This window comes from Sphingomonas epibiotica (genome assembly GCF_039615155.1).
In the GTDB taxonomy this organism is placed as follows: Bacteria; Pseudomonadota; Alphaproteobacteria; order Sphingomonadales; family Sphingomonadaceae; genus Sphingomonas.
Genome location: NZ_JBDGHY010000007.1, coordinates 117,441 through 144,431, shown reverse-complemented (window position 1 = coordinate 144,431; position 26,991 = coordinate 117,441). Strand labels below are relative to the sequence as shown.

General features: G+C 66.7%; 26 protein-coding genes. 13 read left to right on the top strand and 13 right to left on the bottom strand.

Annotation, left to right across the window (positions count from 1 at the left end; translation table 11 throughout):
* Positions 1-83: 83 nt before the first annotated feature.
* The 3 genes from dnaA to mutM all read right to left on the bottom strand — a co-directional run bounded on the left by dnaA (position 84) and on the right by mutM (position 3,129).
* Positions 84-1,490 carry a chromosomal replication initiator protein DnaA gene (gene dnaA / locus AAIO73_RS14930; protein ID WP_345879166.1) on the bottom strand — a complete coding sequence of 469 codons (1,407 nt, stop codon included), beginning with the start codon at positions 1,488-1,490 and terminating at the stop codon, positions 84-86.
* Positions 1,491-1,961: 471 nt separating this feature from the next.
* Positions 1,962-2,225, bottom strand: coding sequence for a 30S ribosomal protein S20 (gene rpsT / locus AAIO73_RS14925; protein WP_056459222.1), 264 nt, complete (start codon positions 2,223-2,225; stop codon positions 1,962-1,964).
* A 91-nt stretch (positions 2,226-2,316) separates the two neighbouring features.
* The gene (gene mutM, locus AAIO73_RS14920) at positions 2,317-3,129 is read right to left on the bottom strand and encodes a bifunctional DNA-formamidopyrimidine glycosylase/DNA-(apurinic or apyrimidinic site) lyase (protein WP_345878989.1); all 813 of its coding nucleotides are present in this window, start codon (positions 3,127-3,129) and stop codon (positions 2,317-2,319) included.
* 226 nt (positions 3,130-3,355) lie between these two features.
* Between mutM and AAIO73_RS14915 the strand changes: the two genes are divergently transcribed.
* From AAIO73_RS14915 to AAIO73_RS14875, 9 genes are read left to right on the top strand one after another with little or no spacing between them, the layout of a single operon-like run.
* Positions 3,356-4,087 (top strand): class I SAM-dependent methyltransferase, encoded by a 732-nt coding sequence (locus tag AAIO73_RS14915; RefSeq protein WP_345878988.1) that lies wholly within the window; start codon positions 3,356-3,358, stop codon positions 4,085-4,087.
* Between the two features lie 52 nt (positions 4,088-4,139).
* On the top strand, positions 4,140-5,672 hold the full coding sequence (gene ubiB / locus AAIO73_RS14910) for a 2-polyprenylphenol 6-hydroxylase (RefSeq protein WP_345878987.1): 1,533 nt from the start codon (positions 4,140-4,142) through the stop codon (positions 5,670-5,672).
* Positions 5,669-6,757 (top strand): hypothetical protein, encoded by a 1,089-nt coding sequence (locus AAIO73_RS14905; RefSeq protein WP_345878986.1) that lies wholly within the window; start codon positions 5,669-5,671, stop codon positions 6,755-6,757. Before ubiB ends, AAIO73_RS14905 begins: the two co-directional genes overlap by 4 nt.
* Entirely contained in the window at positions 6,754-7,929 is a 1,176-nt protein-coding gene (coaBC, locus tag AAIO73_RS14900; protein ID WP_345878985.1) for a bifunctional phosphopantothenoylcysteine decarboxylase/phosphopantothenate--cysteine ligase CoaBC, read from the top strand. Before AAIO73_RS14905 ends, coaBC begins: the two co-directional genes overlap by 4 nt.
* On the top strand, positions 7,916-8,725 hold the full coding sequence (locus tag AAIO73_RS14895; RefSeq protein WP_345878984.1) for an alpha/beta hydrolase family protein: 810 nt from the start codon (positions 7,916-7,918) through the stop codon (positions 8,723-8,725). The genes coaBC and AAIO73_RS14895 overlap by 14 nt, the downstream gene beginning before the upstream one ends.
* Positions 8,722-9,159 carry a dUTP diphosphatase gene (gene dut / locus AAIO73_RS14890; protein ID WP_345878983.1) on the top strand — a complete coding sequence of 146 codons (438 nt, stop codon included), beginning with the start codon at positions 8,722-8,724 and terminating at the stop codon, positions 9,157-9,159. The genes AAIO73_RS14895 and dut overlap by 4 nt, the downstream gene beginning before the upstream one ends.
* Positions 9,156-9,572: a hypothetical protein gene (locus AAIO73_RS14885; protein ID WP_345878982.1), complete on the top strand. Its 417-nt coding sequence runs from the start codon at positions 9,156-9,158 to the stop codon at positions 9,570-9,572. The genes dut and AAIO73_RS14885 overlap by 4 nt, the downstream gene beginning before the upstream one ends.
* Positions 9,569-10,318, top strand: coding sequence for a HesA/MoeB/ThiF family protein (locus AAIO73_RS14880; RefSeq protein ID WP_345878981.1), 750 nt, complete (start codon positions 9,569-9,571; stop codon positions 10,316-10,318). The genes AAIO73_RS14885 and AAIO73_RS14880 overlap by 4 nt, the downstream gene beginning before the upstream one ends.
* A complete protein-coding gene (locus AAIO73_RS14875; protein WP_345878980.1) occupies positions 10,300-10,641 on the top strand; it encodes a DsrE family protein in 342 nt (113 codons plus the stop codon). Before AAIO73_RS14880 ends, AAIO73_RS14875 begins: the two co-directional genes overlap by 19 nt.
* 34 nt (positions 10,642-10,675) lie before the next feature.
* Here AAIO73_RS14875 and galU read toward each other — a convergent pair whose 3' ends face one another.
* A complete protein-coding gene (galU, locus tag AAIO73_RS14870) occupies positions 10,676-11,542 on the bottom strand; it encodes a UTP--glucose-1-phosphate uridylyltransferase GalU (RefSeq protein WP_056459509.1) in 867 nt (288 codons plus the stop codon).
* Between the two features lie 143 nt (positions 11,543-11,685).
* Between galU and AAIO73_RS14865 the strand changes: the two genes are divergently transcribed.
* A complete protein-coding gene (locus tag AAIO73_RS14865) occupies positions 11,686-12,468 on the top strand; it encodes a metallophosphoesterase family protein (RefSeq protein WP_345878979.1) in 783 nt (260 codons plus the stop codon).
* Between the two features lie 599 nt (positions 12,469-13,067).
* Here the strand turns inward: AAIO73_RS14865 and AAIO73_RS14860 are convergent.
* From AAIO73_RS14860 to AAIO73_RS14830, 7 genes are all read right to left on the bottom strand, one after another.
* Positions 13,068-13,304 (bottom strand): hypothetical protein, encoded by a 237-nt coding sequence (locus AAIO73_RS14860; RefSeq protein ID WP_200913333.1) that lies wholly within the window; start codon positions 13,302-13,304, stop codon positions 13,068-13,070.
* 235 nt (positions 13,305-13,539) lie between these two features.
* Positions 13,540-14,577, bottom strand: a complete 1,038-nt coding sequence (locus AAIO73_RS14855; RefSeq protein WP_345878978.1) for a M48 family metalloprotease — start codon at positions 14,575-14,577, stop codon at positions 13,540-13,542.
* A gap of 130 nt (positions 14,578-14,707) precedes the next feature.
* Positions 14,708-15,316 carry an FKBP-type peptidyl-prolyl cis-trans isomerase gene (locus tag AAIO73_RS14850; protein WP_345878977.1) on the bottom strand — a complete coding sequence of 203 codons (609 nt, stop codon included), beginning with the start codon at positions 15,314-15,316 and terminating at the stop codon, positions 14,708-14,710.
* An 87-nt stretch (positions 15,317-15,403) separates the two neighbouring features.
* Entirely contained in the window at positions 15,404-15,610 is a 207-nt protein-coding gene (rpsU, locus tag AAIO73_RS14845; protein WP_056459186.1) for a 30S ribosomal protein S21, read from the bottom strand.
* Between the two features lie 121 nt (positions 15,611-15,731).
* Entirely contained in the window at positions 15,732-16,121 is a 390-nt protein-coding gene (locus AAIO73_RS14840; protein ID WP_345878976.1) for a response regulator, read from the bottom strand.
* A gap of 61 nt (positions 16,122-16,182) precedes the next feature.
* A complete protein-coding gene (locus AAIO73_RS14835; RefSeq protein WP_345878975.1) occupies positions 16,183-18,615 on the bottom strand; it encodes an ATP-binding protein in 2,433 nt (810 codons plus the stop codon).
* A 97-nt stretch (positions 18,616-18,712) separates the two neighbouring features.
* Positions 18,713-20,068 (bottom strand): EAL domain-containing protein, encoded by a 1,356-nt coding sequence (locus AAIO73_RS14830; RefSeq protein WP_345878974.1) that lies wholly within the window; start codon positions 20,066-20,068, stop codon positions 18,713-18,715.
* A 382-nt stretch (positions 20,069-20,450) separates the two neighbouring features.
* On the opposite strand from AAIO73_RS14830, the gene cysD reads away from it, so the two are divergent.
* The 3 genes from cysD to AAIO73_RS14815 are packed head-to-tail and all read left to right on the top strand — an operon-like array spanning position 20,451 to position 24,030.
* Positions 20,451-21,368 carry a sulfate adenylyltransferase subunit CysD gene (gene cysD / locus AAIO73_RS14825; RefSeq protein WP_345878973.1) on the top strand — a complete coding sequence of 306 codons (918 nt, stop codon included), beginning with the start codon at positions 20,451-20,453 and terminating at the stop codon, positions 21,366-21,368.
* Entirely contained in the window at positions 21,368-23,290 is a 1,923-nt protein-coding gene (gene cysN / locus AAIO73_RS14820; RefSeq protein WP_345878972.1) for a sulfate adenylyltransferase subunit CysN, read from the top strand. Before cysD ends, cysN begins: the two co-directional genes overlap by 1 nt.
* Positions 23,284-24,030 (top strand): 3'(2'),5'-bisphosphate nucleotidase CysQ, encoded by a 747-nt coding sequence (locus tag AAIO73_RS14815; RefSeq protein WP_345879164.1) that lies wholly within the window; start codon positions 23,284-23,286, stop codon positions 24,028-24,030. Before cysN ends, AAIO73_RS14815 begins: the two co-directional genes overlap by 7 nt.
* On the opposite strand, the gene AAIO73_RS14810 is transcribed toward AAIO73_RS14815, so the two are convergent.
* Both AAIO73_RS14810 and AAIO73_RS14805 read right to left on the bottom strand, forming a co-directional pair.
* Positions 24,013-25,062: a sensor histidine kinase gene (locus AAIO73_RS14810; RefSeq protein WP_345878971.1), complete on the bottom strand. Its 1,050-nt coding sequence runs from the start codon at positions 25,060-25,062 to the stop codon at positions 24,013-24,015. The two genes, AAIO73_RS14815 and AAIO73_RS14810, sit on opposite strands and share 18 nt — an antisense overlap.
* The gene (locus AAIO73_RS14805) at positions 25,059-26,966 is read right to left on the bottom strand and encodes a putative bifunctional diguanylate cyclase/phosphodiesterase (RefSeq protein ID WP_345878970.1); all 1,908 of its coding nucleotides are present in this window, start codon (positions 26,964-26,966) and stop codon (positions 25,059-25,061) included. The genes AAIO73_RS14810 and AAIO73_RS14805 overlap by 4 nt, the downstream gene beginning before the upstream one ends.
* Between the last annotated feature and the right edge of the window lie 25 nt (positions 26,967-26,991).

The following is a 26,991-nucleotide window of genomic DNA, read 5'->3' as shown; positions in this document are numbered from 1 at the left end:
ACTTCTTCTTGCCGCGCGCGTGACGAACGTCGGTCTCGACAAGCGCGAAGCCGCTCGAACCAAATGGGGTGGGTGAGCCCCGTTCAGCCCTCGAGCGAGCGCAGCAGCGTCCGCACCGCGCTGTCGATCTCGCGATCCACCCCGCGCAGTTCCTCGATCCGCCGTACCGCATGAATCACCGTCGAGTGATCGCGATTACCGAACTTGCGCCCGATCTCGGGCAGCGACCGCGTCGTCAGCTGCTTGGCCAGATACATCGCCACCTGTCGCGGACGAGCGATCGCCTGTGCGCGCCGTGCCGAGATCAGATCGAGCTGCTTGACCTCGAAATGCACCGACACCGCCCGCTGGATATCGTCGATCGTCACGCGCTTGGCCGGACCCGCCAGCATCTCGCCCAGCGTCGCATGCGCGAACGCCATGTCAATCGTGTCGCCGGTCAGCGACGCATAGGCGATCAGCCGGTTGAGCGCCCCTTCCAGCTCGCGCACACTGCCGCGAATACGGCCGGCAAGCAGGTCGAGCACGTCCCCGGGCACGACGATGCCGGGCACCTCGGCCAGCTTGGCGGCTAGGATCGCATGGCGCAGGTCGGTCTCGGGCAGCTTGATATCGGCCACCAGCCCGCCGCCCAAGCGCGACAGCAGCCGTGGATCGATCCCCTCGAGCAACGCAGGCGATCGGTCGCAGGCGATCACCACCCGCTTGCCGGCATCCATGAACGCGTTGATCGTGTGCAGGCATTCCTCCTGCGTCGCGTCCTTGCCCGCCACGAACTGCAGGTCGTCGATCATCAACAGGTCGACGCCGCGTAGGCGGGCCTTGAACCCATGCGTATCCCGCGCACGCATCGCCGCGACGAATTCGAACATGAATCGCTCGGCGGGCAGATAGACCGCGCTCGCCGCCGGATCGGCGTCGAGAAACGCATGGCCGATCGCGTGCATCAGATGGGTTTTGCCGAGACCCGTGCCGCTGTGCAGGAATAGCGGGCTGAACCGCGGCACGCCGGGCTCGGCCAGCGCCTTCGCCGCATTGAACGCGACTCGATTCGATGCCGAAACGACGAATCGGTCGAAGCGATAGCGCGGATCGAACGCCGGCCGTTCGGCGGGTGCGCGTTGCGGCACGGCAGCGGCAAAGGCGATCGGCGCGGGCGTCGCCACCGGTGCCGGCTTCGATTCGGGCAACGCGGCGGGTGGTACGATTCGCGCCTGCAGCGCGCTGGCCGTTTCCACCACCACGTCGCGCACCTGCGGCAGTTGCGCACGGAATTCGTGCGTCAATCGTTCGGCATAATGATTGCGGACCCAATCGGTCATGAACGCCGATGGCAGGGTCAGGCGGACGACGCCGTCCTCGTCGGGTGCGACCAGTTCCATCGGCTTCAGCCACCGGTCGAACACGCGCTGTCCGGCGGATGCACGCAGGTTGTGTCGCACGCGGGCCCATGCCGCTGCAACCTCGACCTGTCCATGATCCACCGCCATCGTCACCGAACACACCCCTCCCGCCCGGAGAATCAGCTTCTCCGCCACGGTTCGTCCATCGTTTAAGAGCCCCCCTGACCGCGCCGAAGCGGCGGTCGCACACGAAGATTCGTGCGGGCCCCGACCACCGCGATCGGCGCCGGGAAGTGCTGTTTAGGAACCGTGACGCCGGTCGATCAAGTCACGAAACCGAAATAAAGGCAGTTGACAGCCCCCCAGTGGCGGAAACGCGTCGGATTTATTTTTTCGCGTTTTTTGTCAGTATCTTACGGTCGATTGGTCGCCCGCGAACGCTCGAATCCACGGATTTCCGCGGTTTTCCAGACCGCTTGATTCGAGGGGGTTTCGCGGAACCTTTTCACCACGGGACGCACCCTTCGCCACGTGCGTCACGCCATGGTCGACCGACGCAAGAAACCCCGCCGGCCGCTGGGCCGACGGGGTCAATCCTGTCCGACGATGCGCGGGCGATCAGGCGATCGCGCCAACCGCCTTCGTCAGGCGCGAGAACTTGCGGCTCGCGGTATTCTTGTGCAGCACACCCTTGGCGACGCCACGGGCCAGTTCCGGCTGGACGTTCGCCAGCGCGGTGGTCGCCGCTTCACGGTCACCGGCGACGATCGCCGCTTCGACCTTCTTCACGAAGGTACGGATGCGGCCGACGCGCGCACCATTGATTTCCGCACGACGCGCATTGCGCCGGATACGCTTCTTCGCCTGTGGCGTATTCGCCATGCCGTCCTCGACTCTCGCAAATGATTGGTGCCGATCGGGCAATCCGACCGGAGAAGGTGCGCCCCTTAACCGGTCGGGGCCGGAAGGTCAACTATCGCTGGCACGATCGACACCAGAAGGTGGAGCGTCCGCCATCGACGCGCCGCTCGACCACACCCCCGCACGGGCACGCTTCGCCTTCGCGGCCATACGCCCTGAATTGTTTCGAGAAATAGCCCAGTTCGCCATCCGGCCGGGCATAGTCGCGCAACGTCGATCCCCCCGCCTCGATCGCCGACAGCAGCACCGCACGGGTCGCGTCGACCAATGCCGCCAGCCGTTCGTGCGCAATCTGTCCGGCCGGGCGCGTCGGCGAAATGCCCGCGACGTTCAGCGCCTCGCACACATAGATGTTGCCGAGTCCCGCGACGATTCGCTGATCGAGCAGCAGGATCTTCACCGGCGCGATCCGCCCCGCGAACCGCCGCTCCAGATGGTCGGCGGTGAAGTCCGGCCCGAGCGGCTCGGGTCCCAGCGCGGCGAAGGGCGGCCACGCCGCTACTTCGGCAGTCCGCAGCAGATCGACCGATCCGAAACGGCGCGGATCGTTCAGCACCACCTGCCGCCCGGCATCGGTCGCCAGCAGCAGATGATCGTACGCCAGCGGCTCGGCGGGATCGACGCGCCATCGCCCCGACATGCCGAGGTGGAAGATGAAGGTATCGGCACGATCGGTCTCGATCAGTCCGTATTTGGCGCGGCGCGACAGGCCGGTGATAGTCGCACCCGTAAGCCGCTGCCCCAAATCGACCGGCATCGCCCGGCGTAGATCGGCACGATGGGCAACGACCCGCGCGAGCCGTTGCCCGGTCAGCACCGGCGCCAGACCGCGCACGGTCGTCTCGACTTCGGGAAGTTCGGGCATTCGGCGTTCTGATCCATTCTTCCCCGTTCGTGCTGAGTAGGGGCTGAGCTTGTCGAAGACCCGTATCGAAGCACCTGCCTCAAGCGGTCCTTCGATACGCCATTTCGACAGGCTCAATGGCTACTCAGGACGAACGGGACTGGCGGGCTGGGTTATCACCGCACCTTCGTCGACAAACAGCTAGGTTCGGTTTGCTCCCGCCACAAGGCGCGGCTAGGGCAGACGAATGAACGACACGGTATCCTTCGGCTACGAAGATGTGGCCCCCGCCGAAAAGACCAAGCGCGTCGGCGATGTCTTCGCCAGCGTCGCCTCGCGCTACGACCTGATGAACGACGCCATGTCGGGGGGCATGCACCGGTTGTGGAAGGACCGCTTCGTCGCGCGGGTGAAGCCGGGCAAGGGCGAATCGATCCTCGACATGGCCGGGGGCACCGGCGACATCGCGTTCCGCATGGCGAAGCACGGCGCGCACATCACCGTCGCCGACATCAACCCGGCGATGCTGGGCGTCGGCATGGAACGCGCCGAAAAGCGCGGCATCGACGGCCTTGTCTGGTCCGAACAGAATGCCGAGACGCTCGACTTCGCCGACCGTAGCTTCGATGCCTATACGATCGCGTTCGGCATCCGCAACGTGACCGACATTCCGAAGGCGCTGCGCGAGGCACACCGCGTATTGAAGCGCGGCGGTCGGTTCTTCTGCCTCGAATTCTCGACGGTGACATGGCCCGGCTTCGCCGACGTCTATGACCAATATTCGCACAAGCTGGTGCCCAAGCTCGGCAAGCTCTTGGCGAATGACGAGGACAGCTATCGCTATCTGATCGAATCGATTCGCCGCTTCCCGGACATGCCGACCTTCGAACGGATGATCGCGGACGCGGGCTTCATCCGCACGCGCGTCGAACCGATCATTGGCGGGCTGGTCGCGATCCATAGCGGGTGGAAGATTTGATGCGGCACGCATCAAACCCCCGCGCAGGCGGGGGTCCAGGGCGAATAGCCGCATGACCACGACCCTGACCCATTATTGGCGCATCCTGAAATGGGGCCGCACGCTGGCGCGCCACGGCGCGTTGATCGAACTGGAACGCAATCCGCGCACCCCGCCGCGCCTGCGTCGCGTCGTTCGCCTCGCCCGCTTCGGGGCACGCGTTCCCGCGACGCCGCGCTATGCCGAGGCATTCGCCGCGCTGGGTCCGGCCGCGATCAAGCTGGGGCAGACGCTCGCCACTCGCCCCGACCTGGTCGGCGAGGATGTCGCGCAGGACCTGTTGTCGCTGCAGGACGCGCTGCCGCCGCTGCCATGGGACGTGGTGCGTCCCGCGATCGAATCGGGCCTTGGCCAGCCGATCGAGCGCCTGTTCCAGTCGATTGAGGAAACGCCGGTCGGGGCCGCCTCGATCGCGCAGGTCCACCGCGCCATCACCACCGATGGTCGCCGCGTCGCGGTGAAGGTGTTGCGTCCGGGCGTCGAGGCGCAGTTCTTCGACGCGATCGATACCTATGAATGGGCCGCCGCCCGCATGGAGACGATGGGCGGCGAGTTGAAGCGCCTGCGCCCGCGCCTCGTGATCGAGACGATGAAGCGCTGGACCGCGCGCGAACTCGACCTGCGCCGCGAAGCCGCCTCCGCCTCCGAACTGGCGCAGGGGATGGAGGCCGAGCCCGACTTCACCATTCCCGCGATCGACTGGCAGCGCACGACATCGAAGATCCTGACCACTGAATGGATCGACGGTATCAAGCTGTCGAACCGCCCCGCGCTGATCGCGGCAGGCCATGACCTGCACGCGATGGCGACGCGGCTGGTCCGTGCCTTCCTTCGGCAGGCGATCGCCGAGGGGTTCTTCCACGCCGACATGCATCAGGGCAATTTGTTCGCCCTGCCCGATGGTCGCATCGCCGCGATCGATTTCGGGATCATGGGCCGGATCGATCGCCGCGCGCGGGTGTGGCTGGCCGAGATCCTCTACGGCCTCATCACCGGCGACTATAAGCGGGTCGCCGAGATCCATTTCGAGGCGGGCTATGTCCCCGCCCATCACAATGTCGCCGAATTCGCCACCGCCCTGCGCGCGGTCGGCGAGCCGATGCGCGGGCTGGCGGTCAAGGACATGTCGGTCGGCATGATGCTCGATTCGCTGTTCAACATCACCCGCGACTTCGACATGGAGACGCAGCCGCACCTGTTGCTGCTGCAAAAGACGATGGTGATGGTCGAGGGCGTCGCCACCGCGCTCGATCCCGATATCAACCTGTGGGAAACGGCGGCGCCGTTCGTGCGCGGCTGGATCCGCGACGAACTCGGACCGGAGGCGATGGTCGCCGACCGGATCATCACCGACCTGCGCACCTTCGCCCGGCTGCCCGACCTGATCCGCAATATCGAGGCGCGCTATCCCGCCCCAGGCGGTGCCCCGCCCTCGCCGCCGCTCCCCGAAGTCGCCGTCGTCCGTGTCGGCGGCGGCTGGCGCTATGCACTGGTCGGCATCTTCGGCGGGCTGGTCGGCGCGGCGTCGACGTTGCTGCTGGGATGATCCGCGCGCGACCGCCGGTCTGGCTGTCGTGCTCCAGCCGGTTCGCGACGCTGCGACCCGGCGTGGCGCTCGCCGTCGCGCTGCTGGCGCTCGCCCTGCTGGCATCGTCATGGATCCTGCCCGAGGATGACACGCCACGCGGCATGGCGATGAGCGTCGACGTCTATGCTTCGGTCGTCGAGGGGCTGCGCACCGGTGGCGATTATTATGCCGTCACCGCCCAGGAGCTGCGTGCCAGCCGCGCCCCGCTCCACCCCTTCCCCGCCATCCGCCTGCCGACCTTGAGCGTGGTGCAGGCGGCGTTGCCCGACCTCGCCTCTATCCTGTTGCTGATCGCGATCGCGGCCGCGACCGGCCTCGCCTGGACCCGGCGGATCGGCGGCTGGTTCGACCGCGGCCCGCCGCGCATCACGGCGCTGTTCCTGCTGGCGGGCGGCATGGTCGCCTTCGTCCAGCCGTCGCTGGTCGCCTTTCACGAGCTGTGGGCCGGCTTGCTGATCGCATGGTCGCTGGCGATCCGGCGCGAGGATCGCTGGGTAGAGGCGGTCGCGCTGGCCCTGTGCGCGATGGTGATCCGCGAGACGGCGGCGCTCTACGCCCTGGCGATGCTGGCGGCGGCACTGGTCGAGGGACGCCGGCGCGAGGCGCTGGGCTGGGTCGCGGCGCTGTTGGTGTTCGTCGCCGTGCTCCTGCTCCATGCGCGCGCCGTGGCGATGATCGCCGGGCCGCTCGACGCGGTATCGCCCGGCTGGGGCGGGTTGCACGGCCCGGGCCTGTTCGCCTCCGCCATGGCGCGCTCAACCGCGCTCACCCTGCTGCCATGGTGGCTGGGTGGGCCGCTGGCGATGCTGACGCTGTTCGGCTGGGCGGCGGCACCGGGGCCGCTGGGCGGACGCGCGGCGCTTACCTTCGGTAGTTATGCGCTGGCCATCGCGATGTTCGCACGCACCGACAACTTCTATTGGGCGCTCGCCGCCGCGCCGGCCTATCTGATCGGCATGGCGTTTCTTCCCGACGCGGTACGCGACCTTGCCCGACCTTTGCTCGACAGGCGGCGCGTTCGGGTGCAGAGGATCACCCGATGACACGCATATTGCTGATCGTCGGCGGCGGCATCGCGGCGTACAAGGCGTGCGAGCTGATCCGCCTGCTGCGCGGGCGCGGCCATGCCGTGCGCTGCGTGCTGACCCACGGCGGCGCGCAGTTCGTGACGCCGATGACGCTGGCGGCGCTGAGCGAACAGCCGGTCCATACCAGCCTGTGGGATTTGAAGGACGAGGCCGAGATGGGCCATATCCAGCTCAGCCGGCAGGCCGATCTGGTCGTCGTCGCGCCTGCCACCGCCGACCTGCTGGCGCGCATGGCCGCCGGCATGGCCGACGACCTCGCCACCACGCTGCTGCTCGCCACCGACAAGCCGGTGCTGGCCGTCCCGGCGATGAACGTGCGCATGTGGCAACATGCGGCGACCACCGCCAATATCGCCACCTTGCGGGGGCGCGGCGTCACCGTGCTCGACCCTGACGAGGGCGCGATGGCGTGCGGCGAATTCGGCCCCGGTCGCCTGCCCGAACCGCCGGCGATCGTCGCTGCGATTGAGGCGATGGTGGCAACCGTGCCGCAGTCGCTGACCGGCCGCCATGTGCTGGTCACCGCCGGTCCCACGCATGAGGCGATCGATCCGGTCCGCTATCTCGCCAATCGCTCGTCGGGCAAACAAGGATTCGCCATCGCCGCCGCCTGCGCCGCGCGCGGGGCGCGGGTGACACTTATTGCCGGACCTGTGACACTGCCGACCCCACCGGCCGTGACCCGCGTCGACGTCGAATCGGCGCGCGACATGGCCAATGCCGTGGCACAGGCGCTGCCCGCCGACGCCGCCGTCATGGTCGCCGCCGTCGCCGACTGGCAGGTCGAGGCGGCGCCCTCGAAGCTGAAAAAGGGCGACGGTCCGCCGGCCCTCACCCTGCTGCCCAATCCCGACATATTGGCGATGCTCGGCCGATCGCCGCGCCGCCCGCGTCTGTTGGTCGGCTTCGCGGCCGAAACCGACGACGTGCTCGCCCATGCAACCGCCAAGCGCACCGCCAAGAACGCCGACTGGATCGTCGCCAACGACGTGTCCGGCGACGTGATGGGCGGCGATCGCAACGCCGTCCACTTCGTCACCGCCGACGGCATCGAACGCTGGTCCGACGCCCCCAAGACCGACATCGCGGCCCGACTGGCCGACCGGATTGCCGATGCGCTGCTTTAGTCCCCTGTTGCTCCTTGCCGCTGCCGGCTGCGCCACCACTGCCGCCCCGCCGCCGGTGACGCTGGCCGGGGAAAGCTTCGGTCCGTCCGCGTCGCGTGACGTGCGGACGCTGGTCCTGATCCTGCACGGCGATGGCGACGGCGTGGTACCGGCCGAATTCAACGCCGCCGCGCGTGCCATCGCCGACGCGATCCCCGGTGCGCGCGCGGTCGCACTGCTGCGGCCGGGCTATGCCGACGCAGCGGGCAATGTCTCGCCCGGGACGCGCGGCGGGACCGATGGTGACAGCTATACCGCCGACCGGGTCGCGGCGGTCGCCGATGCCGTCGCCGGCTGGCGTGCCCGCTATCCGCAAGCGCGCACGATCCTGGTCGGGCAATCGGGCGGCGCGGCGATGGCGGCGACGCTGATGGGGGTACGGCCGGGGCTGGTCGACGGAGTCGTGCTGGCGGGATGTCCGTGCATGTTGCCCGAATGGCGCAAATATCGCGCGAAACAGGGCGCGACCGGTTTCGGCACGACGGTGAACAGCTTCGATCCGTTGCAGACGGTAGGCGGCATCGCGCCGTCGACCCGCGTGACCCTGCTGGTCGGGGCCGACGACAAGGAAACGCCGCTGCGCTTCTCGCGTGGCTATGCCGAAGCCTTGGCATTGCGCGGTATCGCCACCGACTATCGCGTCCTGCCCGGCCGCGGCCACGACCTGCTGCGCGACGGCGACCTGATCGATGCGGTGCGTCGCATGGCCGCCGCGCCCCCCGCGACCCCGCAACGTAGTGCGATGGTGACCCCATGATCCCGATCCGCCTCCGCCGCCTGCCGCATGGACACGGCCTGCCGCTGCCCGCCTATGCCACTGCAGGCGCGGCGGGCATGGATATCGTCGCGGCCGAGGATATCGCGCTGGCGCCCGGCGCGCGCCATGCCGTCGCCACCGGCTTCGCCATCGCCATTCCGGCAGGCTATGAGGTACAGGTCCGCCCCCGTTCGGGCCTTGCGCTCAAACATGGCATCACCTGCCTCAACACCCCTGGCACGATCGACAGCGACTATCGCGGCGAAGTGAAGGTGATCCTCGCCAATCTGGGCGACGAACCGTTCCAGGTGGTGCGCGGCGAACGCATCGCCCAGCTCGTCCCCGCCGCCGTCACCCGCGCCGAAGTGGCCGAGGTCGATACGCTCGACGATACCGCGCGCGGCGCCGACGGATTCGGTTCGACCGGACGATGATAGGGCTGGCCCTGCTGACGCTGGCGCAGGCCTTGCCGCTGGTTGCGGTGCCCGATACCGCCCCGGCCGCCCGCTCGCCGATCGACTGGACCGCGCTGCCGCCGCTTCCCTATCGCCGCGCGCCGCAGCCGACCGCATCGATGATCGCCTTCGTCTCGTCCGAAATCCACCGCAACGAATGTCCACGGCCGATGCCGGTCGACGGGCACACCCGGTTGCAGATCGACGTCGCGGTGCTGATCGGCGAGGATCGGCTGGTCCGCGCCACCATTCCCCGCGCGATCGGCTGTCCGGTCGTGGAGCAATATGGCGCCGGACTGGTGGTCAGCTTCGCGCGCGGCAACCTGATGCCGCAATTCGTCAGCGAGGGCGGCTGGTACCGCGCCTCGTTGCAGTTCGACTGGACCGAATGACCTTTTCCGACGCCGAGCTCGATCGCTACGCCCGCCACCTCGTCCTGCGCGAGGTCGGCGGCGCGGGACAGGCGGCGCTGAAGGCCGCACGCGTCGTCGTGATCGGCGCCGGTGGCATCGGATCGCCGGCGCTGCAATATCTGGCGGCGGCCGGGGTCGGCACGCTGGTCGTGATCGACGACGACACGGTCGACGCCAGCAACCTGCAACGCCAGACCCTGTTCGGCGACGCCGATATCGGCACCGCGAAAGTGACTGCCGCCGCGCAGGCGCTCGCCCGCATCAACCCGCACGTGACCGTTGAACCGGTACCGACCCGGATCGACGCCGCCAATGCCGCCGCGCTGCTCGCCGGGGCGGACGTCGTGCTCGACGGCTGCGACAATTTCGCCACCCGCCTCACCGTCGCCGACGCGGCGCTGGCGGCGCGCATCCCGCTGGTCTCGGCAGCCGTCGGCCAGTTCGAGGGGCAGTTGGGCGTGTTCCGCGGCTGGGAAGCGCATCTGCCCTGCTATCGCTGCTTCGTCGGCAACGATCCTGCGCGCGCCGACGCCAGCTGCGCCGATCAGGGTGTGCTCGGCGCCTTGACCGGGGTGATGGGCAGCCTCGCCGCGTTGGAGACGCTGCGCGCGATCATCGGCTTCGGCGACGATCCGGCGGGCAAGCTGCTGGTCGCCGACCTGCTTGCCTTCCGCTTCCGCACGCTGGCGCTGCCGAAGGATCCGGGATGCCGATGCGCGGGCTGACGATCGTCGTCGTACAGCCCGATCCCGACCGCTGGCGCGCCGCGCTGACCATGGCCTGCGCCGCCGCCGCGCTCGGCGGGCGAACGCGCGTCTATCTGCACGAAGGGGCGGTGGCGTTGCTGACGATGGCCGCCGCCGCGCCGCCCGGCCTGCCCGACCCGTCCGAACTGCGCGCGATCGCGGCCGAGAGCGGGGTCGAGCTGATCGCCTGCCAGACCGGCCTCGCCCTTGCCGGACTGGCGGCGGATACGGAAAGGGTCGCGGCAGGCGGATGGATCGACCTGCTCGCGACCCTTGCCGACGACCGGCTGGTCACCCTGTAGAAGCGGGCGGAGACCGTAACCTCCGCCCGGTCGCTCAACCGTTGGCGAGCGCTTCCTCGGCAAATGCGCGCACCGCCGGACCGATATCGGCACGGGCCAATGCCAGCGCGATGTTCGCCTGCACCCAGCCGGCCTTGTCACCGCAGTCGTACCGCTTGCCGTCGAAGGTGAAGCCATGGAACGGCTGGTTGCCGATCAGCTTCGCCATCGCGTCGGTCAGCTGGATTTCGCCACCGGCACCCGGCTCCTGCGAATCAAGGATCTGCATGACTTCGGGCTGCAGGATGTAACGGCCCGGAATCATCAGGTTCGACGGCGCCTTGCCCTTGGGCTTTTCGACCAGCGCCGTGACTTCGGTCAGGCGGCCGTCCTGCTTGCCCGGCGAGATGATGCCGTACTTGTCGGTCTCGCTGTCGGGCACTTCCAGCGCACCGATCACGTTGCCGCCGACCTTTTCATAGGCGTCGACCATCTGCTTCAGGAACCCGCCGACCATCAGTTCGTCAGGCAGCAGCACCGCGAACGGCTCGTCGCCGACGATCTCGCGCGCGCACCAGACGGCATGGCCGAGGCCGAGCGGCTCCTGCTGGCGGACATAGACCGGGCTGCCCGGCTTCTGGCGGATACCCTCGATCAGCGCCATCGACTTGCCGCGCGCCTTCATCGTCGCTTCCAGTTCGTAGGAAACGTCGAAATGGTCCTCCAGCGCACCCTTGCCGCGGCCGGTGACGAAGATGATCTGCTCGATGCCTGCTTCCAGCGCCTCTTCGACGGCGTACTGGATCAGCGGCTTGTCGACGACCGTCAGCATTTCCTTCGGCATCGACTTGGTCGCGGGAAGAAACCGGGTGCCCAGACCGGCGACCGGAAAGACTGCCTTGCGAACCTTCTTGATCGTCATTGTTTCATCCCCAAAATTGCTGCGCCGCAATAGAGATTCGTTTGGGGATTGGCAAACGGCCAATGACCGGCGGACCGCCGGTTCGCGGCGGTGCAGCGGTTCATTGATCGTACAGCCCCTTTCCCCTAAGGGCGACGCGCATCATGGTATTCTCCAAGCTATTTCGCAGGCCTGCAACCCCTGCGCCGCGCATTCCCGACGACCTGCTCGTCTATGCGATCGGCGACGTGCATGGTCGACTCGATTGTCTGGACGATTTGCTGGTGCAGATCGATACCGATCCGGCACGCGACGGGCGGCGGGCGATGCTGGTGTTTCTGGGCGACCTGATCGATCGCGGTCCGGACTCGCGCGGGGTCGTCGACCGGGTAATGGCGATGCGCGCCGCAAGCGACGACGTCCACTGCCTGTGCGGCAACCACGAGGAATTGTTGTTTACCGCCGCCGAGGGTTCGCGACAGGCGCTGGGCGTCTTCGCACGTGCCGGTGGCAGGGAAACCCTTTTGAGCTACGGCGTCAGCGAGGACGCCTATGAGCGCGAGGACCTGAAGGGCGTGCAGCGCCTGATCGCCGAGCATGTGCCGGTTGAACATCTGCATTTCCTACGCAACCTCCCCGACCACCTAATCGTCGGTGATTATGCCTTCGTCCATGCCGGCATCCGTCCCGGCGTTCCGCTCGACGCGCAGAAGTCCTCCGACCTGCGCTGGATCCGGTCGCCGTTTCTCGACCATAGCGGCCCCCATGAGCGCTTCGTCATCCACGGACATACCGTGACCGGCGATCCCGACATTCGTACCAACCGGATTGGCATCGATACCGGCGCCTATCGCAGCGGCCGGCTTACCGCACTGGTGCTCGATGGCGACACGCGGCGTTTTCTGTCGACGTCATTGGCCGCCGGCACCTACGCGGCAGCGGCGTAGCTTCGATCGGAGCGTTTCGGCGGAAGGGTTCCGGGACGGATCGACATTCGGCGATTCCACTATACGCGGTCGGATCAAGCCGGATCGTCGTCGCAGGACTTGATCCGGGGCCTGTTTCTTCGACCCGGTGCAGTATCGGACCCGGATTGGACCCGGGGGTCGACATGGACTTGGTCGCCGCGTCGAACCCATGTCGAGCCGCGCATGGTGATCCCCCAACAAGGTCAGCGATGCCCCGCGAACCGGCGGGTCGGGCAGGCCTCCGACGGCCGGAGCCAAGCGCTGAAGCCTTATCCACCTACCGGACCGGGCGTCATCCCAGCGCGGGCTGGGATTTGCATGACAGCGCGAGGCAGGAGCCGCATGAGACGCCCGTCTTCGCTGACGCGACATTGCCAGTTGGCTGGATCAGACCCAAAATCGCCGACTGGGCAGCTGCGGCTGAATAACGGCGTGGCGGTGTTACTTACGGGTCAAAAAAGGCAGAACCCGCGGCTCCATCCCGAAAGGGCGCCAGCCGGAAGCTGCACAAACGAAAAAGGGCGCCCTGAACGGAGCGCCCCTTCCCTAGACTGAAGCGCGGTTTCCCGCGCGAGCAATCAGTTGCTGTCCGAATCGCTGTCCGAGTCGGCGACGACAACGATGCCCGCAACGACAGCAGCCGCAGCGAGGATCGCGACGATCACGCCGCCGCCGGCCAGCTTTTCGCCCTTGGCGGCCGGAGCCGACGCACGAGCAACCGACAGCTTCGAAGCGTTGGCGGCGGTCGCAACCGTCGGAGCAACGGTCATCGACACGGCCGAGGCCGCGATCAGCATCTTCTTAGCAAAACCCATTTCAACACTCCCTTGTGTTACTACACGTCGAGCGGCCCTTCGCATACGGCCCGCCCCCCTGCAAGCCTTATCGCACCGATCGCAGCCGACCGTTACCGGGGACAGCGGAGTACGACACGCCCTGCACACGGCTGAAACTCGCCAGGCATCACCCGGTTTCGTTCGCAATCGCGGCAGTTCAATATGCAGTGCGGTACGAAATGAGGCAAGCGCGGCCGGTACGGCAATGGTCGGGTTATTGGAGCGGCTGATCGCGGGTGTTCAGCACGCTCGGCCGATAGGGGATTGGCGCACCGGCCGGGATGGCGGCAATCTCCGCGGCGATATTTTCGGCGCGTTTTCTAGCGGATGAGTGCGTTCTGCTATGAAAGACGCCGCCATCGATGCGCGCACCCGGCCCTTTCCAGAACGCAACCGCCGCCGTCGGGTCCCAGCCTGCATTACGCAACAGATGTACGCCCAGCCGATCGGCATCGTCTTCGGTCGTACGAAAGATGCGTCCATTTCGGCCCAATTCGCGAAATACGCCGCGACTGACCTTCGCCGCGTCGAGCCGGACATGGTGACGCAGGATGTTGTGCGCCAATTCATGGGCCACGACGACCGCAAGCTGCGAATCATCGAATCGTTCGAGGAACCGGCTCGATATCTGTACCAATCGCCCGTCGGCGACGGCCTCCAGACCCGTCCCGATTCGCAGTTCGAACAGCGTGCGGCAGCCGGGCGATGCCGGAATGGTGAGCGTCCGGTCCTGCCCCGCCCTGCGCAGAACCATCGACAGCGGGCGGTCCGCCGCCTGCGCATCGAGCAACGCGGCAAACGCGTCGCGGGTGGTGACATGCCCGCCACCCCGGGTCGTGGGGACCGGGTGCCCGTTGACGCTGACGATCGAATCATCGGCGTGTACACCGACGCGCGCTGCCGGACTGTCGGCTACGACCGCTTCGACGGCGATCCCGGTCTCGAAGCCGAAGGTGCTGCGGGCGACCAGCTGTTCGGTCAGGTCATATTGATCGATCGCATGCACGATCATCCCGGTGACCGGAGAAAGGTCGCTACACAGCGCGGCGTTAGCCCGCGCCAGCCGATAGCCGATCGCCCCCAGCCGCAAGTCGGCAGCACGCAACGCCTCCAGCGTCGCCCGATCGGTTTCGGCGGTCACTGCGGGGATCGGGGCCGCACCGATCGTCAGCCATGCGCCAGCAAGCAGAAGGCCGCGCCGCAGTCGCACCGCACGACACCGCTGCGCCACGCGATGAAGAGTAAAGTACATCACCGGTCGGTAGCATGATTGCCGGGTGCAAGGCGATGCCATGCGGGCAGGCCCGCGCTCGACATAGCGCCGACACAAAAGAAAACGGCGCCGGAAGCTCCGACGCCGTCTCCTATCCAATCGGTCGCGATCAGCGCGCGCCGGGCGGAAGCGCCTGTCCGGGGGCTGGCGCACCTGCGCCACCGCCCTGCATCATCTGCTGCATCTGCATCTGCTGCAGCACCGCCTCCGGAATGAACTCGATCATGTCGACGTCGAATACCAGCACCTGCTTCGACAGCTTCTTGACCTCGGGCGACATTGGCGGCGCACCCTCGGGACGCGGCGCGCCATAACCGAGCTGCGGCGGCAGCCAGAAGCGGTACCGCGATCCCTTCGGCATCAGCTTCAGTGCCTCGCCGAACCCCGGCACGACCTGCTTGGGCGACATCGGGGTCGGGTTGCGGCTCTGATCGAAGATCGTACCGTCGGTCAGCTTGCCGACATAGTTGATGAGCGTGACATCGGCATCGGTCGGCGTCGGCCCGCTACCCTTGGTCAGCACTTCATATTGCAGCCCGCTGGCGGTGGTGACCACGCCGGTGCGCGCTGCGTTGGCTGCGAGGAACGACGCCGCTTCACTGCGGGTGCCCATCCGGGCGAGCACGGCCGCGGCCAGCAACGCCAGCGCGATCCCGACCCACACCCAGACGATATGGCGCTGCTTCACGGGTTGCAGCGGAACGGCAGTGACCGACATCGACACCCCTTATCGTGCGCCTCGCGCACCGCATCACAGGAAACCGGCGGCCCACCGACACCCATGTCGGCAAGCCACGACCGGATATTATCGGGCGCTGTCGCGCTCGACGCGCTTGCGCTCCAGCTTGCGGGCGCGGCGCACGGCGGCGGCACGCTCGCGGGCACGCTTTTCCGAAGGCTTTTCGTAATGACGACGCAGCTTCATCTCGCGATACACGCCCTCGCGCTGCAGCTTCTTCTTGAGCGCGCGCAGGGCCTGATCGACATTGTTTTCACGAACGATGATCTGCATGAGGTCGAAAAACTCCGGGTCTTAAATCGCAATAGAATAGGGTTCGCCGAAGCATGGCCGCGGCGTGACACGCCCCCCTAACAGGAGTGTCGTCTGCGGGCAAGTCCAACCGCCTCTGCGGTCAGAACAGCAGGTCGCCCCCGGCACGCTTCGCCAAGATCCGGCCGATCGCGTCGAACAGCGCATCCATCGCCACCGGCTTGAACAGCACTTCGTCGGCCCCGGCGGCGAGGCAACGTTCGGTCAGGTCGATCGCGGTATCGGCGGTGACGATCACGATCGGCAGCGTCCGCTTCGCGTCCTCGCGCGCCCGCACGCGACGAATGACCTCGAACCCGTCCATGCCGGGCATGCGCAGGTCGAGCAGGACGAGGTCGAATTCATCCTCGTCAATCCGGCGCAGCCCGGCTTCGGCCAGATCGGCCTCGACCATTGTCGCCCCGGCGACGTCGAGCATGTCGCGAACGACCCGACGATTCATCGCATCGTCCTCGACGAACAATATCCTCATGCGTCGTTGACCCGGCCGATCGCAGTGATTTCAAAGCCTTGCATATCGAAATCCGCTATCGCTACGCCGCATTTGAAACAAGGGCTGTTGGCACTGCACCCGGCTCATTCCGAACGACGAACAACGCGTCGATAAGTTGCTTAGCCGAAACGGGCTTATTCAGCAATGTTATGGCGTCATAACCGTCGCTTACGCCATAATCTTCGCACGTCAGCATCAAAACCGCCGGCAAGGGCGAAGATTGCAGCAGCGCATCGATCGCGGCAAGGTCGTGTTCCGGTTCGTCGGACGTCGCACGAAGCGCCATCATGTCGATCAGCAGCGCCAGCACGCCCCCCTGCTGCAACCGCATCCGCACCGCCGCCACGTCGTCGACGAATTCGATCGAGCCGCAATGGTCGGCGAACAGCGTCCGCATCATGCCGCGTGCGATCGGATTGCGCTCGAGGATCAGCAGCGTGGTACCGCCGGCGTCCGCGCCGCCCTGCGATACCGGCGGCGCGGCGAGCGTTACCGGCAGGTCGAGCGTGAAGGTCGACCCTTCCCCCGGCACGCTCGTCACATGAATATCGCCGCCCATCGCCCGCGCCAGATTGCGACAGATGGTCAGCCCCAGCCCGGTTCCACCGAACCGGCGAGTGGTACTGGTGTCCGCCTGCTGGAACGATTCGAACACCTCTTCGACGCGATCGGGTGCGATGCCGATGCCACTGTCGCGCACCGAAATCCGCAACCGCTGCGTGTCGCCTTCGACGCGCACGCCGATCGCGCCGGTCTCGGTGAACTTCAGCGCATTCGACAGCAGGTTGAACAGGATCTGCCGCAACCGTACCGGATCGCCCTCGACCCAGCGCGGCACGTCGCCGATGTCGAGCGAGAAGCGCAGCCCGCGATCCTCGGCCTGGCGTCGCGACGCGCGGGTCAGTTCCTCGATCGTCGCGATCAGGTCCGTCGGGATTCGCTCGACCGACAGGTTCCCCGACTGCATCTTGGCGACATCCAGAATGTCGTCGACCAGCGAGCGCATCGTCACGCCGGCATCATGCACGATGCTCAGCCGGTCGCGCAGGTCGGGGGTCAGCCGGTGGTCGCGCAACATGACCTGTGCCATGCCAAGGATGCCGTTCAGCGGCGTGCGAATCTCATGACTGGTGGTCGCAAGGAAATCGCCTTTCGCCTTCAACGCCTTTTCCAACGCGATATTGGTCGCGGCCAGTTCGACGTTGGCATGGCGCACCGCATTGCGACTGCGCCGGAGCGTCACGATGCCGAAGCTCAGCAGCGCGATCAGCACCGCCACCGCTGCGGCGATGCTGCCGAACAGGATGCGCTGGAACCGCGCACTGGCCCGTTCGAACGCGATGTTGCGGCGCAATTCCTCCTGCTTCAGCCGCGCGATGCGCAATTCCTGGTTCTGGAAATCGAACCGGGCCGACATCAGCGCCGTCTTGGTCGACGTGGTCAGTTGCGTCGCCTGCTCGTTCAGCCGGTCGATCGCCGCGAGATGCGGCAGTGCCTTGGCCACGTCGCCGGCCGCCAGATATACGGCATAGGCGTTGCGATGATTCTCCCGCATCGTCAGCGAGGTTCTGGTCAGGTCGACGCCGGCGAACGCTTCGTCAATCAACGCAACGGCGCCCAGCTTGTCGCCGCGATCGTCGGCCAGCCGCGCGCCCAGCGTTCGCAGCTGATCCAGTACGCCACGCGATCCGATTGCGCGCGCGATGCGCAGACCTTCGGCAAGCGCCCGCTCCGCACCCCCGCTATTGCCGACCGCCCGCAGGGACCGTGCGATGTTGCGCAGGATCACCGCTTCGAAGGGGCGATTGCCGATCGAACGCGCCTTCCGAAGCGCCGTCGCGTAATCGTTCAGCGCACTTTGGTGCCGACCGACATCGTAGAGAACGTTTCCGCGGTTGTTCAGCAGCGAGATCGACAGGGCGGGGTCGTCATCATAGGCCTCGATCGCCTGTCCGTAATAGCGCAACGCGGCCTCGAAATCGGCCCCCTGCCGATACAGGGCGCCGATGCTGAGCAGCGCCATCGCCTGTCCCCGGCGGTCATCGACCGCGACATAGACGCGATAGGCGGACTGATAATCGGCCAACGCCCCGGCGACATTGTCGGCATCGGCGGCGATGTCGCCGCGCGTGCGCAGCACATCGCCCTCGATCGCATATTTGCCCGACAGGCGGTGGAGCAGCGTCAACGCTTCCTCGACTTCGCGGGCGGCGGACTTGGGATCGCCGAGCCGGACATAGGCCTCGGCCTGCAGCCATTTGCTGGCGGCAACCATCGTCGAGCGATCGCCGTCGCGACGCTGCGCCGCGTCCTCCAGGGCGCCACCGTCGCGCAGAACGCGTTGCGGATCGGTCAGCAACAGGCTGCGGACCGCCTCGAACCGGGTGGCGAGCGGCGTCGCCTGTCCGGTCGCGGGCACGGCTCCCGCCGCCGCGACCAAGGATAGGACAAGAAGCGGGAACCGCAGGCGCATACAGGAACCCTAGTCCGCTTTGGTTAATGATTCGTAGTGTTTAGCACACTGTCGAAACTGGCTGGCAAATGCGTTTCGGGCCTTGCCGCGTCCCTGCTCACCCGGTCTTCCACTGGCCTTCGTTCCGCAGGAACGACAGCCGCGGACTCGCCATGGCGGCGACATGGCGCTCCTCCTGCAGGAAGGTGCGGAACGCGGCGAACTCGACCGGGCGGCTGATGAGATAGCCCTGCACCATGTCGCATCCCATGACGCCCAGCAGCGCCAGTGCAGCAGGCGTCTCGACCCCCTCTGCGGTGACTTCCATGTCGAGCGCATGCGCCAGATCGATAGTCGACCGTACGATCAGCGGGTCGCGGTTGCTGCTGGTCAGTTGCGTGACGAACAGCTTGTCGATCTTCAATTCGCTGGCGGGCAGGCGTTTGAGATAGGCCAGCGACGACAATCCCGCGCCATAATCGTCGATCGCGAGCGGCACGCCGATATCGGCAAAGGTGCGCAGATTGGCGATGGCGCTTTCGGGATCGCGGATGACCGCGGTCTCGGTAATCTCGAACCCGACGCGCGCATCGCCGTCGCGCACCAGCGCACAGGCGTCGCGGACGAACCCCGAGTCGGACAGCAGCACGCCGGAGATATTGATGAAGATCGGAATGTCGTAGCCGGCGGCGGCGATGGTCCGCTGGTCGAGGATCACCCGGCGGATGATCCACAGCGTCAGCGCGCCGATCGCATTCGATCGTTCGGCGGCCTCGATGAAGTCGCCCGGCAGGATCAACCCGCGTGTCGGGTGCCGCCAGCGCACCAGCGCTTCCGCACTCGCCACACATTGCTGCCGCACCCGGACCTTGGGCTGATATTGCAGGAAGATCTGGCCGCTCTCGATCGCGGCGGGCAGTTCGCGCATCAACTGGACCGGATCATGGCCGGCCACCGGATCGTTCAAATGGCGCAGCACGTCGGCATTGGCTTGCCGCGCATCCGACAGCGCCTCTTCGGCAGCTTCTATCAGGCGAACGTCGTCATGCTCGGCAGCTTCCGCCCCGACACCGCCGATTCGCAGCGACAAGCGGTAGGTTTCGCCATCGAGATCGAACGCCGGCGCCATCGCCGCGTGAATCCGGTCGAGCATTCCCGAACCCGCCGCCGCCGATTCGCCCGCGAACCCCAGTTCGATCGTCCCCCGCCCGACCGGCGTCACGCGAATCGCCGGGATCGCGGCGGCTATTCGCACCGAAACATCCTCCAGCACCGCCGCCGCCCGCGCTATCCCGACCGCGCGACGCAGCGTAGCGAAATCGTCCACCTCGGCCAGAAGGACAAAGCGATGCCATGCCGCCGCCGCGGGCGGCGGCGCTTCGGTCCCGACAGGCACACCGGACACGGGACGTGACCGTCCCTCCTGTCCCGAATGCCCGCCCAGCGGGATATGATCCGAATCGGCGCGTGCCATGATGGAACCATCGCTACCGCCCGAACCCCAAAGCTTCGGTTAACGTTCGCGTTTGAAAGGACGCAGTTTTCTTGCAATTAGAATTTGGCGTATGGTTAATTTTCGGTTAATGTCCGCTTGCGCTTCGGCGTAACTGGGAGAATGAAAATGCAGGCGTTTTTCGCTCTGTTCCGTGACGGCTACGGCGACGATCTTCGTCCGGTCTAAATGGAATACGCGTCCTGGGTCGGAACGGTTCGCCGCGACGACCCAGGCGTTTTTGCGTCCGGCCGACCCGCTGTTCACCCCCCTTCCCCGCACGCCCCAACAAAGCTGAACTGGCGGGTCTCGCAAGAATCCTTGTCTTGTCGCTCGGTCTCTGGTCGCTACCTGCGACAGGACCATGACCGATCCTACCATCCGCCGCCTGACCCACCTCGAACGGCTCGAGGCGGAAAGCATCCATATCCTGCGCGAAGTGGTCGCCGAGGCCGAACGGCCGGTGATGCTCTACTCGGTCGGCAAGGATTCGGCGGTGATGCTGCATCTCGCCAAAAAGGCATTCTATCCCGCCCCGCCGCCCTTCCCGCTCCTGCATGTCGACACGACGTGGAAATTCCGCGCGATGTACGATCTGCGTGACAAGGCCGCGCGGGACGCCGGCATGGAGTTGCTGGTCCACCACAATCCCGAAGCGCAGGCGCGCGGTATCAATCCGTTCGACCATGGCAGCCTGCACACCGATCTGTGGAAGACCGAGGGGCTGAAACAGGCGCTCGACAAATATGGCTTCGACGCCGCCTTCGGTGGCGCGCGCCGCGACGAGGAGAAGAGCCGCGCCAAGGAACGCGTCTTCTCCTTCCGCTCGGCCAATCATCGCTGGGACCCCAAGGCGCAGCGACCCGAGCTGTGGCATCTGTATAACGCACGGAAAGCGAAGGGCGAATCGATTCGCGTCTTCCCGCTGTCGAACTGGACCGAGCTCGACATCTGGCAATATATCTTGGCGCAACGGATCGAGATCGTGCCGCTCTATTTCGCCGCCCCCCGGCCCACCGTCGAGCGCGACGGCATGTTGCTGATGGTCGATGACGACCGCTTCCGCCTGTTGCCGGGCGAAGTCCCGGTCGAACGATCGATCCGCTTCCGTACGCTTGGCTGCTACCCGCTGACCGGCGCGGTCGAAAGCGAGGCGGCAACGCTCAGCGACGTGATCCAGGAAATGTTGCTGACCACCACCTCCGAACGACAGGGACGTGCGATCGATCGCGACGCCGGGTCGGCCAGCATGGAAAAGAAGAAGCAGGAAGGTTACTTCTGATGGCGACCTCCCCCGCCTATACCCCCGATGCGCTGATCGCGGCGGATATCGATGCCTATCTTGCACAGCATCAGAACAAGTCGCTGCTCCGCTTCATCACCTGCGGTTCGGTCGACGACGGCAAATCGACGCTGATCGGCCGACTGCTCTATGATTCGAAGATGATCTTCGAGGATCAGCTGGCGGCACTGGAGAGCGATTCGAAGCGGGTCGGCACCCAGGGGCAGGAGATCGACTTCGCGCTGCTGGTCGACGGCCTCGCCGCCGAGCGCGAACAGGGCATCACCATCGACGTCGCCTATCGCTTCTTCGCGACCGAGAAGCGCAAGTTCATCGTCGCCGATACGCCCGGCCACGAACAATATACCCGCAACATGGTCACCGGTGCGTCGACCGCCGACCTGGCGGTGATTCTGATTGACGCACGCAAGGGCGTGCTGACCCAGACGCGGCGGCACAGCTATCTCGCGCATCTGATCGGCATCCGTCACATCGTGCTGGCGGTGAACAAGATGGATCTGGTCGGCTACGATCAGGCGAAGTTCGACGCCATCGTCGCCGACTATGCTGCCTTCGCCGAATCGGTCGGCATCGCCGACTTTACCGCGATTCCCTTGTCGGGGTTCAAGGGCGACAATATCGCCGCCGCCTCCGCCAACACGCCGTGGTACACCGGCCCGGCGCTGATCGAGCATCTCGAATCGGTCGAACTGAACAGCGAGGCGGCGGCCGCGCGGCCGTTCCGTCTACCGGTGCAATGGGTCAACCGCCCCGATCTCGACTTCCGTGGCTTTGCCGGCCTGATCGCCAGCGGCACCATCCGCCCGGGCGATGCCGTCCGCGTGCTGCCATCGGGCAGGACGTCGCGCGTCGCGCGCATCGTGTCGATGGACGGCGATCTGGAACAGGCGGTCGCCGGACAGTCGGTGACGCTAACCCTGACCGACGAGATCGACTGTTCGCGCGGCGACGTGATCGCCGCCGCCGATGCGCCACCGCAGGTCGCCGATCAGTTCCGCGCGACGATCGTGTGGATGGACGGCGAACCGCTGCTGCCCGGTCGCGCTTATTGGCTGAAGACCGGTGCGGGCACCGTGTCGGCAACGGTCCAGCCGCCGCGCCATGCCATCGATGTCAACACGCTGGCCGAATTGTCGGTCAAGACGTTGTCGCTCAACGATATCGGCGTGGCCGACGTCTTCACCGATCGCGGCATCGCCTTCGAACCCTATGCCGACGATCGCGACCTTGGCGGGTTCATCCTCATCGATAAGATCACCAACGCCACCATCGCCGCCGGCATGATCGACTATTGCCTCCGTCGCAGCCAGAACGTCCACTGGCAGTCGATCGACATCACCCGCGAGGCGCATGCCGCGCAGAAGAACCAGTCCCCGCGTGTACTATGGTTCACGGGCCTGTCCGGGTCGGGCAAGTCGACCATCGCCAATCTGGTCGAGAAGAAGCTGCATGCGCTGGGCAAGCACAGCTTCCTGCTCGACGGCGACAATGTCCGCCACGGCCTCAACCGCGACCTGGGTTTCACCGATGCCGACCGGGTCGAGAATGTCCGCCGGGTGGGCGAGGTCGCTAGGCTAATGGCCGATGCCGGACTGGTCGTGCTGACCGCGTTCATCTCGCCCTTCCGCGCCGAACGTGATCTGGCGCGGTCGATGCTGCCGACGGGCGAGTTCGTCGAGGTATTCGTCGATACGCCGTTGGCGGTGGCGGAGGCACGCGACGTGAAGGGGCTATATGCCAAGGCACGCAGCGGCAAGCTGGCCAATTTCACCGGGATCGACAGCCCGTACGAACCGCCGCTCGCGCCCGAAATTCGCGTCGACACCACGCAAGAGACGCCCGAGGCCGCGGCGGAACGCATCGTCGAACATATTCTCGGCATCTGGGCACCGATATTGTGACCGACGACGCGCTGCTCGCTACCGCGATCGCCGCCGAAGCGGGCAAGCTGTTGCTCGCCATTCGTGCGGAGGGGCGTGAGACCGGCAAGGCGCTGGGCGACCGAGGCGATCGGGAGGCGAATGCCCTGATCCTCGACCGGCTGCGCGCCGCCCGCCCCGACGCCTTCGTGCTGTCGGAGGAATCGGCCGACGACAAGGCACGCTGTGCCGCCGCGAAGACCTGGATCGTCGATCCGCTGGACGGCACACGCGAATATGCCGAGGGCCGCGACGACTGGGCGGTGCATGTCGCATTGGCGGTCGGCGGGCGTGCCGAAGCCGGAGCAGTGGCATTGCCCGCGCTCGGCATGACCTTGTCGAGCAGCCCCGCGCCGATCGTGCCCCCTCGGCCCAGCCGTGCGCGCATGGTCGTCAGCCGCACCCGCCCCGCGCCACAGGCGCTGGCGGTGGCGGAGGCGATCGATGCCGAACTCATTCCGATGGGGTCGGCCGGCGCCAAGGCGATGGCGGTGGTCCGCGGCGAAGCGGACATCTATCTACACGCGGGCGGGCAATATGAATGGGATAGCTGCGCACCGGTCGCCGTCGCGCTGGCGGCTGGGCTGCATGCGTCCCGGATTGACGGGTCGCCCCTCTACTATAACTGTATGGATACCTGGCTGCCCGATCTGCTGATCTGTCGGCGCGACGATGCGGCACGGATTCTGCCGATTATCGCCGGTCTAGACGGCGGCCGGTAGCGTCAGGATCGCATGGGCGCCGAGGCCCGGCCCGTCGCTTTCGAGGCGGAGGTGGCCGCCCATCGCCGCCACCGCGTTCGCGCACCAGTGCAGACCGAGGCCGCCCGACCGATGAAGCCGCGTCGAATAGCCGCGCTGGAAGAGGCGCGCCGCGGCGTCGGGCGCGAAGCCCTCGCCGTCATCGGTGACGACCACGCTCACCCCGCCCGGTTCGCTCAGCAGCGTGACGTCGATCTGCCCGGCCGCGTCCGTCCGTGCCGCGATCGCCTCCGCCGCGTTACGGAACAGGTTGCCGATCACCTGGCTCAGGATCACCCGGTTGGCCGAAACCCAGCAGGATCGTGCCGGGAAGGCGACGGCGATCGACCGGTCACCGCCATAGCGGGCGATGGCGGCGTTGCGGGCGATCAGGTCGGTCACGTCGCAACGTTCACACACCGGCCCCTCCCCCGCGGATGAATCGCCGACGATGTCGAGTACATTGGCGAGTGCGCTGCGCCCTGTTTCGAACTGCGCCAGCCGCTCGACCCGTGCCCGGGCCACCGCGTCGACGGCGGCCAGCACGAATTCGACCAGCTTTGCCCGGCGATCGGGCGGCAGGTCGTCACGCCCGAGCTCGGTGACCGCCCGCTCGATCAGACCACGTTCGGCGACTGCCGGCTGGGCGAGGCTGTGCGACAGGATCGCGCTGATCGGCGATAATCCGTTGCGGATATTGTGCGCCATCGCGGTGCGGCTCTCCGCCCGGCCAAGGTCGAACGCCCGGAGTTCCAGCTGCCCGGTACGATCCTGCAACCGACCGAGCATCCGGTTCAGCGCGCTGGTAAGTGCCGCAACCGTATCGCGCTGCGGCCCAGCATCGAGCAGGTTGAATTTCCCGGTGTCGGCGATCGCCGCCACCTGCCGCTCGATCCACGCCAGCCGCCGTGCGGTCCGGCGATCGCGGGCATGCGCCATCGCCGCCAGCACCACCGGGCCGCCGGCAAGTGCGACCAGGCCCAATCGCCGAACCACCGACGATCGCGCGGTCACCGGTTCGCCGACAACCGGCGGCGGTCGAGACCGTCGGTCGCCAGCGCTGTCGCAGCGGCCCCATCGAGCGGACGGGCGAAATGATGGCCCTGCAGATGCGAACAGCCGGCGACGCGCAGCGCCTGCACCTGTGCCTCGGTCTCGACCCCCTCGGCCACCACTTCCAGCCGCAGCGCACGGGCGAGGTGGATGATCGAATGGACGATCGCCGCGCTCTCGCGCTCGCGTCCCATGCCGTCGATGAAGCTGCGGTCGATCTTTAGACAGTCGAGCGCGAACTTGCGGATATTGTAGAGCGATGAATAGCCGGTCCCGAAATCGTCGAGCGCGATCCGAAACCCCCGGTCGCGCAGCTCGAGCAGCGTGGCAGCGGCGCGTTCGGCATTGTCGAAGATCGCGGTCTCGGTAATCTCGATCTGCAACCGGTCGGGCGCGATACCCGCGCGGCGTACGCGATCGATCAGATACGACGCGAAGTTCGGCCGACGGAACTGACGCGGGGAAATGTTCACCGACACATATTGTCGCGGTAGGCCCGGCAATATGGCCAGCACCTCGTCCAGCACCCAGTCGCCCAGCTCGTGGATCAGGTTCGATTCCTCGGCCACGGCGACGAACATTGCCGGGCTGACGTCGCGATAATCGGGGGTGTTCCATCGCAACAGCGCCTCGAACGCGACGATGTCCAGCGTGTCGCGGGCAAGGATCGGCTGGTACAGCAGCGCCATTTCGCCCTGCGCGATCGCCCGGGTCAGCCCCTGTTCGATGCCGCGCCGGAAGCGGATCGATTCGTCCATGCTGTCGTCGAACCGGCGCACGACGCCGCGCCCGGCCCGCTTCGCTTCGTTCAGCGCAAGGTCGGCGCGGCGCATCACGTCGACCGGATCGCGCCCGCCCGTGCCGTCCGCCAACACCATGCCGATCGACGCGGCACCGCGCACCGGATGGCCGAACACCAGCAGATCGGTCGAACAGGCGCGGACCAGCCGCTCGCATCGCTCCATCGCATCGGCTTCGTCGGCGACGCGCAACAGGACGCCGAACTCGTCCCCGCCCAGCCGCGCGACGAAGCCGTCGTCGCCGACCTGTTCGATCAGGATCGCGCAGACGATGCGGATCAGTTCGTCTCCGACGAGGTGCCCGAGCGTGTCGTTGATGAGCTTGAACCGGTCGAGATCGATCATCGCCATCGCGATCCGGTCGGTACCGCGCAACCTGTCGGTCAGGACGCGCAGGAACGCCAGCCGGTTGGGCGCATCGGTCAGCGGATCGTGGTTGGCGAGATGGATGGCCTTGCTTTCGTTCGCCGCCAGTTCGCGCGCCTGTTCCTCCAGTTCGGCAACCTTCGCCGCCAGCGCGGCGCGGGTCGCCGCCAGTTCGCGATCCGCGAGCCAACGATGGGACAGCGCCAGTGCGGTCTGCTGCACCTCTTCGGCGGTCAGCGGCTTGGCGAGATAGAAGATGCGGTCGGGCGGCCCGGCATCGCGTGCGATTTCGGCTGCGGCGACGTCCGAATATCCGGTGACGATCACGATCTGCAGATCGGGGTCGAGCGCGCGGATCCTGGCCGCCGTCTCGCGCCCGTCCATGCCGGGCGGCATGCGGATATCGACGAAGGCAACAGCAAAGCGGCTATCGTCGCGCACGCTGTCGGCCACGGCGGCAACTGCATCCGCCCCCTGATGCACGTGCGTCGGGAGCAGGCGCAGGCGGTCCGGGTCGCGCCCGCCGACATCGGCGAACAGATCGGCGGCAAGATCCGCCAGCGTCCCGGTATCATCGCCGATGCGCAGCGACAGGCGATAGGATTCATGCACCGCGGCGTCATCGTCGACGATCAATATGCGCGCCGATGATCGTTCGTCGTCCATGTTCGCGGTACCGCTGCTCCAAAGGGCGGTCATGGGACCGCGTGCCAGTCGGGTCAGC

Bases quoted from the DNA above. Each gene is read 5' to 3' on its own strand.
- dnaA (WP_345879166.1), bottom strand. From the start codon at position 1,490: ATGGCGGTGGATCATGGACAGGTCGAGGTTGCAGCGGCATGGGCCCGC.
- rpsT (WP_056459222.1), bottom strand. From the start codon at position 2,225: ATGGCGAATACGCCACAGGCGAAGAAGCGTATCCGGCGCAATGCGCGT.
- mutM (WP_345878989.1), bottom strand. From the start codon at position 3,129: ATGCCCGAACTTCCCGAAGTCGAGACGACCGTGCGCGGTCTGGCGCCG.
- AAIO73_RS14915 (WP_345878988.1), top strand. From the start codon at position 3,356: ATGAACGACACGGTATCCTTCGGCTACGAAGATGTGGCCCCCGCCGAA.
- ubiB (WP_345878987.1), top strand. From the start codon at position 4,140: ATGACCACGACCCTGACCCATTATTGGCGCATCCTGAAATGGGGCCGC.
- AAIO73_RS14905 (WP_345878986.1), top strand. From the start codon at position 5,669: ATGATCCGCGCGCGACCGCCGGTCTGGCTGTCGTGCTCCAGCCGGTTC.
- coaBC (WP_345878985.1), top strand. From the start codon at position 6,754: ATGACACGCATATTGCTGATCGTCGGCGGCGGCATCGCGGCGTACAAG.
- AAIO73_RS14895 (WP_345878984.1), top strand. From the start codon at position 7,916: ATGCGCTGCTTTAGTCCCCTGTTGCTCCTTGCCGCTGCCGGCTGCGCC.
- dut (WP_345878983.1), top strand. From the start codon at position 8,722: ATGATCCCGATCCGCCTCCGCCGCCTGCCGCATGGACACGGCCTGCCG.
- AAIO73_RS14885 (WP_345878982.1), top strand. From the start codon at position 9,156: ATGATAGGGCTGGCCCTGCTGACGCTGGCGCAGGCCTTGCCGCTGGTT.
- AAIO73_RS14880 (WP_345878981.1), top strand. From the start codon at position 9,569: ATGACCTTTTCCGACGCCGAGCTCGATCGCTACGCCCGCCACCTCGTC.
- AAIO73_RS14875 (WP_345878980.1), top strand. From the start codon at position 10,300: ATGCCGATGCGCGGGCTGACGATCGTCGTCGTACAGCCCGATCCCGAC.
- galU (WP_056459509.1), bottom strand. From the start codon at position 11,542: ATGACGATCAAGAAGGTTCGCAAGGCAGTCTTTCCGGTCGCCGGTCTG.
- AAIO73_RS14865 (WP_345878979.1), top strand. From the start codon at position 11,686: ATGGTATTCTCCAAGCTATTTCGCAGGCCTGCAACCCCTGCGCCGCGC.
- AAIO73_RS14860 (WP_200913333.1), bottom strand. From the start codon at position 13,304: ATGGGTTTTGCTAAGAAGATGCTGATCGCGGCCTCGGCCGTGTCGATG.
- AAIO73_RS14855 (WP_345878978.1), bottom strand. From the start codon at position 14,577: ATGTACTTTACTCTTCATCGCGTGGCGCAGCGGTGTCGTGCGGTGCGA.
- AAIO73_RS14850 (WP_345878977.1), bottom strand. From the start codon at position 15,316: ATGTCGGTCACTGCCGTTCCGCTGCAACCCGTGAAGCAGCGCCATATC.
- rpsU (WP_056459186.1), bottom strand. From the start codon at position 15,610: ATGCAGATCATCGTTCGTGAAAACAATGTCGATCAGGCCCTGCGCGCG.
- AAIO73_RS14840 (WP_345878976.1), bottom strand. From the start codon at position 16,121: ATGAGGATATTGTTCGTCGAGGACGATGCGATGAATCGTCGGGTCGTT.
- AAIO73_RS14835 (WP_345878975.1), bottom strand. From the start codon at position 18,615: ATGCGCCTGCGGTTCCCGCTTCTTGTCCTATCCTTGGTCGCGGCGGCG.
- AAIO73_RS14830 (WP_345878974.1), bottom strand. From the start codon at position 20,068: ATGGCACGCGCCGATTCGGATCATATCCCGCTGGGCGGGCATTCGGGA.
- cysD (WP_345878973.1), top strand. From the start codon at position 20,451: ATGACCGATCCTACCATCCGCCGCCTGACCCACCTCGAACGGCTCGAG.
- cysN (WP_345878972.1), top strand. From the start codon at position 21,368: ATGGCGACCTCCCCCGCCTATACCCCCGATGCGCTGATCGCGGCGGAT.
- AAIO73_RS14805 (WP_345878970.1), bottom strand. From the start codon at position 26,966: ATGACCGCCCTTTGGAGCAGCGGTACCGCGAACATGGACGACGAACGA.